7 protein-coding genes, 1 other RNA gene and 1 pseudogene are annotated in these 7123 nt (G+C 63.7%); 6 read left to right on the top strand and 3 right to left on the bottom strand.

Going from position 1 to position 7123, the window contains the following annotated elements; all coding sequences use genetic code 11:
* Window positions 1-258, bottom strand: a pseudogene (locus tag CMI59_RS03405) (cytochrome c family protein); the annotation flags it as partial.
* Window positions 259-580: 322 nt separating this feature from the next.
* On the opposite strand from CMI59_RS03405, the gene CMI59_RS03410 reads away from it, so the two are divergent.
* Window positions 581-1378, top strand: a complete 798-nt coding sequence (locus CMI59_RS03410; RefSeq protein WP_293324768.1) for a 3-deoxy-manno-octulosonate cytidylyltransferase — start codon at window positions 581-583, stop codon at window positions 1376-1378.
* Between the two features lie 40 nt (window positions 1379-1418).
* A complete protein-coding gene (locus CMI59_RS03415) occupies window positions 1419-2294 on the top strand; it encodes a prephenate dehydratase (RefSeq protein WP_293324771.1) in 876 nt (291 codons plus the stop codon).
* A 30-nt stretch (window positions 2295-2324) separates the two neighbouring features.
* Here CMI59_RS03415 and nudC read toward each other — a convergent pair whose 3' ends face one another.
* A complete protein-coding gene (gene nudC / locus CMI59_RS03420) occupies window positions 2325-3269 on the bottom strand; it encodes an NAD(+) diphosphatase (RefSeq protein ID WP_293324774.1) in 945 nt (314 codons plus the stop codon).
* A gap of 156 nt (window positions 3270-3425) precedes the next feature.
* On the opposite strand from nudC, the gene ffs reads away from it, so the two are divergent.
* From ffs to recR, 4 genes are all read left to right on the top strand, one after another.
* Window positions 3426-3522, top strand: an RNA gene (gene ffs / locus CMI59_RS03425) — signal recognition particle sRNA small type.
* Between the two features lie 63 nt (window positions 3523-3585).
* On the top strand, window positions 3586-5505 hold the full coding sequence (locus CMI59_RS03430) for a DNA polymerase III subunit gamma/tau (RefSeq protein WP_293324777.1): 1920 nt from the start codon (window positions 3586-3588) through the stop codon (window positions 5503-5505).
* Between the two features lie 3 nt (window positions 5506-5508).
* Window positions 5509-5826 carry a YbaB/EbfC family nucleoid-associated protein gene (locus CMI59_RS03435; RefSeq protein WP_293324779.1) on the top strand — a complete coding sequence of 106 codons (318 nt, stop codon included), beginning with the start codon at window positions 5509-5511 and terminating at the stop codon, window positions 5824-5826.
* A gap of 13 nt (window positions 5827-5839) precedes the next feature.
* A complete protein-coding gene (gene recR / locus CMI59_RS03440; protein ID WP_293324782.1) occupies window positions 5840-6439 on the top strand; it encodes a recombination mediator RecR in 600 nt (199 codons plus the stop codon).
* Window positions 6440-6441: 2 nt separating this feature from the next.
* Here recR and CMI59_RS03445 read toward each other — a convergent pair.
* Window positions 6442-7123 (bottom strand): alanine:cation symporter family protein (locus tag CMI59_RS03445; protein ID WP_293324785.1); only part of this gene is annotated, 682 nt, incomplete at its 5' end.

Below are 7123 nucleotides of genomic sequence, written 5' to 3' on the forward strand. Positions count from 1 at the left end.
ATGGCAGGCGGCGCAGACCTTGGCGGCTTTTTCGCCCTTTTTCGGGTCGGCGTTGGCCAACAGCACCGGAAGAGGCGTTGCCTTCTCTTCCTTCTTGGGTGCAGCGGTTCCACCGTCCTCGGGCACGGCGACCGCGTAGGACTTGGGGTTGGCCGGTTCTGTAGAGAACAGCGCTTCGCTCAGCGTTCCGACTGCGAGGATGAGAAGCACCGAGAAAAGTACGGCACCTGCAAATTTGTTGAATTCGAATGAGTCCATCGGCTCCTGCTCCGCCAGGGTCGTGTTGCGGGAAGCGGGTTGATTAGGCTTGGCTGAATCGCGGGCTGGCCGCGCTTCCGCCCAGGCGAGGCCCCCCGCGGAATTGGCGCGGAGATTAGCCGCTTCCGCCCGTCGGTCGCAAGCCGTATATAGGGCGGAAACCGCCAAATGCCGCCGGATCGCCGATGCAGCGTCCGGCGAGCCAGCAAAACGGGCTCAAGCCAGCCGCTTCTGCGCATATACCGCAGCGTCCGGCTGGACTTTAGGGTTGCGGCGATCCGCCGCACCGTCTGAAATGCCGCCCGTTTGGGAGAAAGACAGCATGACGGGAGCGCAATCCGCCGCCGGAAAATCGACCGCAGGAGCACATGCGGGAAATCCGCTGATCGTGATTCCGGCCCGAATGGCCTCCAGCCGCCTGCCTGGAAAGCCGCTGGCGGATATCGCCGGGGCTCCCATGATCGTCCAGGTGATGCGCCGGGCCGAAGAGGCGGATCTGGGCCGGGTGGTTGTCGCGGCGGCGGAAAGGGAAATTGCCGATGCCGTGACTGCCGCGGGCGGCGAGGCGGTGCTTACCGATCCCGACCTCCCCTCGGGCTCAGATCGCATCTGGCAGGCGGTCAACGAACTCGACCCGCAAGGCCGCCACAGCATCATCATTAATGTGCAGGGCGACCTGCCGACGCTCGACCCGGCGCTGATCCGCGTCGCATATGAAGCGCTGATCCGCCCCGGGGCGGATATTTCGACGCTGGCTGCCGTCATTACCGACCCGCACGAGCGCGAAAACCCCAATGTGGTGAAGGCCGTCGCCGCCTTTCCCGACGCTGCGAAGGGGGAAACCCCTTTCGCCCGGGCTCTTTATTTCACCCGCGCCACCGCGCCCTGGGGCGAGGGGCCGCTCTACCATCACATCGGTCTTTACGGGTATCGCCGCGAGGCGCTGTCGCGTTTCGTGGGGATGCCGCCCTCGCAGCTCGAGCAGCGCGAAAAACTTGAACAGCTTCGGGCACTTGAGGCGGGGATGTCCATCGAAGTGGCGCTCGTTGACACCGTTCCGCTCGGTGTCGATACTCCCGCCGACCTCGAAAAGGCCCGCATCGCGCTCGCCTCGAGCTAGCAGAACCAAGCGCGGCCATCATGTTCCGGAAAGCGAAAAGATGAGCGAAATCCTCGCGGCGAACACCATTGCCTTTCAGGGCGAGCCGGGAGCCAACTCCCATATTGCCTGCCGGGAAGCCTTTCCCGACATGACGGAAATGTCCTGCGCCACCTTCGAGGAAGCGATCGCCGCCGTGCAGGAGGGCAGGGCGCGTCTTGCCATGCTGCCCATCGAGAACTCGCTGGCGGGCCGCATCGGCGACATCCATCATCTGCTGCCCGAATCCGGTCTCTATATTGTCGGCGAGCACTTCCTGCGCATCCGCTTTCATCTGATGGCGGTAAAGGGCTCGAAAATCGAGGGGCTGAAAATGGTGCAGAGCCAGGCGCCCGCGCTGGGCCAGTGCCGCAAGGTGATCCGCGAGCACGGGTTGCGCATGGTTGTCGGCGCGGACACGGCAGGCTCCGCGCGCGAAGTGGCTGAAAAGGGCGACCCGGCGCATGCCGCTATCGCAACCTCGCTGGCCGCCGAGATCTACGGTCTGGAAATCCTGAAAGCCGATATCGAGGATGCGGAGCACAACACGACCCGTTTCCTCGTCATGGCGAAGGAGCCCAATGACGCCGAGCCGGAGGACGAACCGGTAATCACCAGCTTCATCTTCCGCGTGCGCAACGTGCCCGCCGCGCTCTATAAGGCGCTGGGCGGTTTTGCCACCAATGGCGTCAACATGACGAAACTGGAGAGCTATCAGCTCGAGGGCACCTTCAATGCCAGCCAGTTCTATGCCGACATCGAAGGCCATCCCGCCTCGCGCCATGTGCGTCTGGCGCTGGAGGAACTCGAATTCTTCACCTCGGAGCTGACGATCCTCGGCGTCTACAAGGCCCATCCCTATCGCGCCGGTGTGGCGGAGCGGCTGGCCGGCCGGTAAAGGCCGGCCTCACCGCGAGCCTGCTGGGGATCAGCCTTCGGCAAATGCCTTGATGAGCTGATGCGCGATGGCGAAGGGCGGCGGGAACCAGGCGGTGCCGTCTCCCTTGCCGGCGAAAATCGCCTGTACTTCCTCCCGCGTGAACCAGCGCCCGCCGGCAAGCTCCACCCCGTCGATCTCGTAATCTTCAGAGGCTGCATGGGCAATGCAGCCGATCATCAGCGAGGAAGGGTAGGGCCAGGGCTGGGTCGAGTGATAGCTCACCCTGTCGACCTTGATGCCGGCTTCCTCATCCACTTCGCGGGCGACCGCTTCCTCGATCGATTCGCCCGGCTCCACGAATCCGGCCAGCGCGGAATACATGCCCTTGGGCCAGATTTTCTGGCGGCCCACGAAGCATTTGTCCCCGAACACCGGCAGCATGATGACGACGGGATCGGTGCGCGGAAAATGCTCCGCCTGGCAGGTCGGGCAGACGCGCTTGTAGCCCGCCTCGGAAATGGCGCTTTCCGAGCCGCAGACCGAGCAGAAGCCATGCCGGGCATGCCAGTCGATCATGCTTTTCGCCTGGGCGAGAATGGCGAGTTCGGTGGGCGGCAGCTCGCCCGCCATGGCGATCTCGCGCAGTTCCTCGAATGCGCCGAGGCCCTTTAGCGGGCCGTCGTTTTCCGGGTCCTTCAGATGGCTGATATCGACCGCGAACAGGGCCTTGCCGCGCCGGTTGATGCCAAGAAAGACGGTGGTGGCCGCATCGCCGCCCAGCTCCTCGATCACGGCGGTCCTGAGCCAGCCCACATCCTTGCCTGAGCCCTCCTGCTCTTCCGGCAGGATGAGGGGACGCAGCTTCCACAGCGGTACGAAAAGACTTGTCGGTTCGGCGAGCTGTTGGGCGATCCATTCCGGATCGGTACGGCGGTAGCTCGCGCGGTCGAGCGGATTATTGGCGAAAATATTGGGGTTTTCAGGCAGGCCCATGCGCGTTGATCTCTTCTGGTTTTGAGGGCGAATTCGAAGGTGCCGCAGGGTGGCACAGCCCCGCCTGAGTCTCAACAAAAGGCGGAATTCCGGGCCTTTGACGCAGGTGCATGGCTACCCTTGCATCATAGGGGCATTCCAACGATATTGGGCCCGGGAGGTTGGCGGCGGACGGGTCCCTCGCCAACCCGGTCAGGTCCGGAAGGAAGCAGCCGTAACGAGATTGGCTCGGGTCGTCTGTCCAGCCTCCCACCTCATTCAATCTTCTGCGCGACAGCTTGGCTCCGCGCAGGCTCCGGAGGGACACGGACGTTCCATGGATGACAACGTGGATGATCTCGTCCCCGAGGAAGAGCCGCACAAGCCGGACCCTGCCACCGAGCCGGGCTTCAATCTGGGCGACGAACCGGCGCCCGATGCGCCCCCGACTGATATGCCGAGTACCGACGCGCCCGGGAGCGGCAGCGGCTATCAGGTGCTGGCGCGCAAATACCGGCCCACCGTTTTCGAGGATCTGATCGGCCAGGAGGCCATGGTCCGCACTCTCCGCAATGCCTTCGAGCAGGGGCGTATCGCGCATGCCTTCATGCTGACCGGCGTACGCGGCGTGGGCAAGACGACGACGGCGCGTATCCTCGCCCGGGCGCTCAACTACGAAAAGCCGGGCGAAGGGCGCAATGCCGGCGGCCCCACCATCCATATGGACGGCTTCGGGGTTCATTGCGAAGCCATCATGGAATCGCGCCATCAGGATGTGCTGGAGATGGACGCGGCCTCGCGCACCGGCATCGACGACATCCGCGAGATCATCGACAGCGTGCGCTACCTGCCGGTTTCCGCGCGCTACAAGGTCTACATCATCGACGAGGTTCACATGCTCTCGAAGGCCGCCTTCAACGGCCTTCTGAAGACGCTTGAGGAACCGCCCGCCCATGTGAAGTTCATCTTCGCCACCACCGAAATCCGCAAGGTGCCCGTGACCGTGCTGTCGCGCTGCCAGCGTTTCGACCTGCGCCGCCTGTCAGCGGATGAGCTGACGGGACTGCTCACCGACGTTGCGCAAAAAGAGCAGGTCGAACTGGAAGACGCGGCGGTGAAGATGATCGCTCGCGCCGCAGACGGGTCGGCGCGCGATTCGCTTTCGCTGCTCGACCGCGCCATCTCGCATGCGGAAGGCCGCATCGTCGAGGCGGATGTGCGCGATATGCTGGGCCTTGCCGACCGGGCGCGCATCTTCGACCTCTTCGACCTTCTCATGCAAGGCGACATCGCCGGTGCGCTGGGCGAGCTGCGCGCGCAATACGATGTCGGCGCCGACCCTGTGGTCGTGCTGTCCGACCTCGCCGACCTGACCCATTGGCTGACGCGGCTCAAGCTCGTCGACGGCGCGGGCGACGATCTTGCGATGTCGGAAACCGAACGCGAGCGCGGCCGCGCCATGGCGCAGAAACTTCCGATCAGGGTTCTTTCCCGCGTCTGGCAGATGCTTTTGAAGGGCATCACCGAGGTGCAGAACGCCGCGCGTCCCATCGCAGCGGCTGAAATGGTCCTCGTCCGCATTGCCTATGTCTCTGACGGTCCGGGGCCGGAAGACCTGCTCGAACAATTGAAGAGCGGCGGCGCGGTGTCCGTGTCGCGCGGCGCGCCTGCCAATGGCGGAAATGGGGGCGGAAACGGCGGCGGTGGTGCCCGCGCCCAATTGCGATCTGTGCAGGGCGGCGGTCAGGCCGTCGCACAGCCGCAGGCGGAATATGTGGAAGCCGCGCCCGCCGTCACACTCGACAGTTTCGAGGCGGTGGTTGCCTATTTCGGCAAGCAGCGCGATATCCGCCTCAAGACCTTTCTGGAATCCGGTGTGCGGCTGGTCAGTTTCGAGCCGGGCCATATCGAAATCAGCCTGCTGGACGAAACGCCCGGCAGCATCGCCAATGAAGTCGCGACCAAGCTGAAAAGCTTTACCGGCCAGCGCTGGGTCGTCTCGCTGGCGCGCGCGGGCGCGACCAATGCGCCGACGCTGCGCGAGCAGGCGCAGACGCGTGAAGAGATGTTGAAAGACGAGGCCCGCAAGGATCCGCTGGTTCAGGCGGCTCTCAACACCTTTCCGGGTGCGGAGATCGTAAGCGTCCGCATGCCCGACATGGAATTGCCGCAAGGCGAAGAGATCATGCCTGCCGATCCGGACGAGGCCCTCGATGATTTCGACGGTCTGCCCATTGGCGACGATGAAATGGAGTGACGCGTGAAAAACCTTGGCGACATGATGAAGCAAGCCCGCGAGCTGCAGGGCAAGATGGAACAGCTTCAGACCGAGCTTGAAACGCTGGAAGTGCAGGGAAGCGCCGGCGGCGGCATGGTGAATGTCACCATGACGGGCAAGGGCGAGATGACGAAAGTCGCGATCGACCCGAGCCTGATGAAGGAAGACGAGCGCGAAATTCTCGAAGACCTCATCGTGGCCGCATCCGCCGATGCGAAGGGCAAGGCCGAACGCGCCGCGCAGGAGAAGATGAAGGAGCTGACCGGCGGCCTTCAACTGCCGCCCGGCCTTGGCCTTTGACGGCTGACCGCGCATGAGCGTTGCCGGACCGGAAATCGAAAGACTGATCCAGCTTCTGGCGAAACTGCCGGGGCTCGGTCCCCGTTCCGCGCGCCGCGCCGTGCTGCATCTCATCAAGAAAAAGGATGCGCTGCTCATACCGCTTGCCGCCGCCATGGCGGACGCGGCGGAAAAGGCATGCATCTGCTCCACCTGCGGCAATGTCGATACGCGCGATCCCTGCACCATATGCGCGGATCCGCGGCGCGATGCGGCTTCGATCTGCGTGGTGGAAGAAGTCGGCGATCTTTGGGCTCTGGAGCGGGCGGGCGCACATCAGGGCGGTTATCATGTTCTGGGTGGCGTGCTGTCCGCGCTGGACGGCGTGGGGCCGGATGATCTCAATATCGGCAAGCTCGTCGAGCGCGCCCGCAACGGCGAAGTGAAAGAAATCATCCTCGCCATGAATGCGACCGTCGATGGTCAGGCGACGGCGCATTACATCATGGACCGGCTGGACGGGACGGGGATCTCGATTTCCCGTCTTGCCCACGGCGTCCCCGTGGGCGGCGAACTCGACTATCTTGACGACGGCACGCTGGCCGCCGCCATGAAGTCGAGACGCCCTTTCTGATTTCAGGCTTTCTCCGCTGCGAAATAGGCCTTCGTCATGGCGAAGATGCCCGGCGCAAGAATGAGCAGCCCGATCAGGTTCGGAATCGCCATCATCGCATTCAGCGTATCGGCCAGCAGCCAGACGAAACTGAGACTGCTCGTCGCGCCGATCGGGATCGCGACCACCCAGAGAATGCGATAGGGCATGATCGCCTTCACGCCGAACAGGAACTCCACCGCCTTCTCGCCGTAATAGCTCCAGCCCAGAAGCGTGGTGAAAGCGAAGACCGCCAGCGCAACGGCCACGATCTCATTGCCGAAGGAAAAGCTGTGCGCGAAAGCGAGGCTGGTCAGCGCCGCGCCGTTCTCGCCGCTCTGCCAGGCGCCGGTGACCATGATCACCAGACCAGTGATCGAGCAAATGATAATGGTGTCGATGAAGGTACCCAGCATAGCAACGGTACCCTGGCGAATCGGGTTGTTGGTCTGCGCTGCAGCATGGGCGATAGGTGCGCTGCCCAAGCCCGCTTCATTCGAGAAGACGCCGCGGGCAATACCAAAGCGCATTGCTGCCCAGATAGTAGCACCGGCAAAGCCGCCAGCAGCGGCTGCGGGGTTGAACGCGTAGTGGATGATGTCGGCGAAGGCGGCTGGGATGCGGTCGAAGTGCGTGATCAAAATGATCAGCCCGCCACCGACGTAG

Source organism: Parvibaculum sp., from assembly GCF_002684405.1.
Taxonomy (GTDB): domain Bacteria; phylum Pseudomonadota; class Alphaproteobacteria; order Parvibaculales; family Parvibaculaceae; genus Parvibaculum.

What these genes read in the sequence shown, in the direction of transcription:
- CMI59_RS03415 (WP_293324771.1), top strand. Translation starts at nt 1,419, where the DNA reads ATGAGCGAAATCCTCGCGGCGAACACCATTGCCTTTCAGGGCGAGCCG.
- nudC (WP_293324774.1), bottom strand. Translation starts at nt 3,269, where the DNA reads ATGGGCCTGCCTGAAAACCCCAATATTTTCGCCAATAATCCGCTCGAC.
- CMI59_RS03410 (WP_293324768.1), top strand. Translation starts at nt 581, where the DNA reads ATGACGGGAGCGCAATCCGCCGCCGGAAAATCGACCGCAGGAGCACAT.
- CMI59_RS03430 (WP_293324777.1), top strand. Translation starts at nt 3,586, where the DNA reads ATGGATGACAACGTGGATGATCTCGTCCCCGAGGAAGAGCCGCACAAG.
- recR (WP_293324782.1), top strand. Translation starts at nt 5,840, where the DNA reads ATGAGCGTTGCCGGACCGGAAATCGAAAGACTGATCCAGCTTCTGGCG.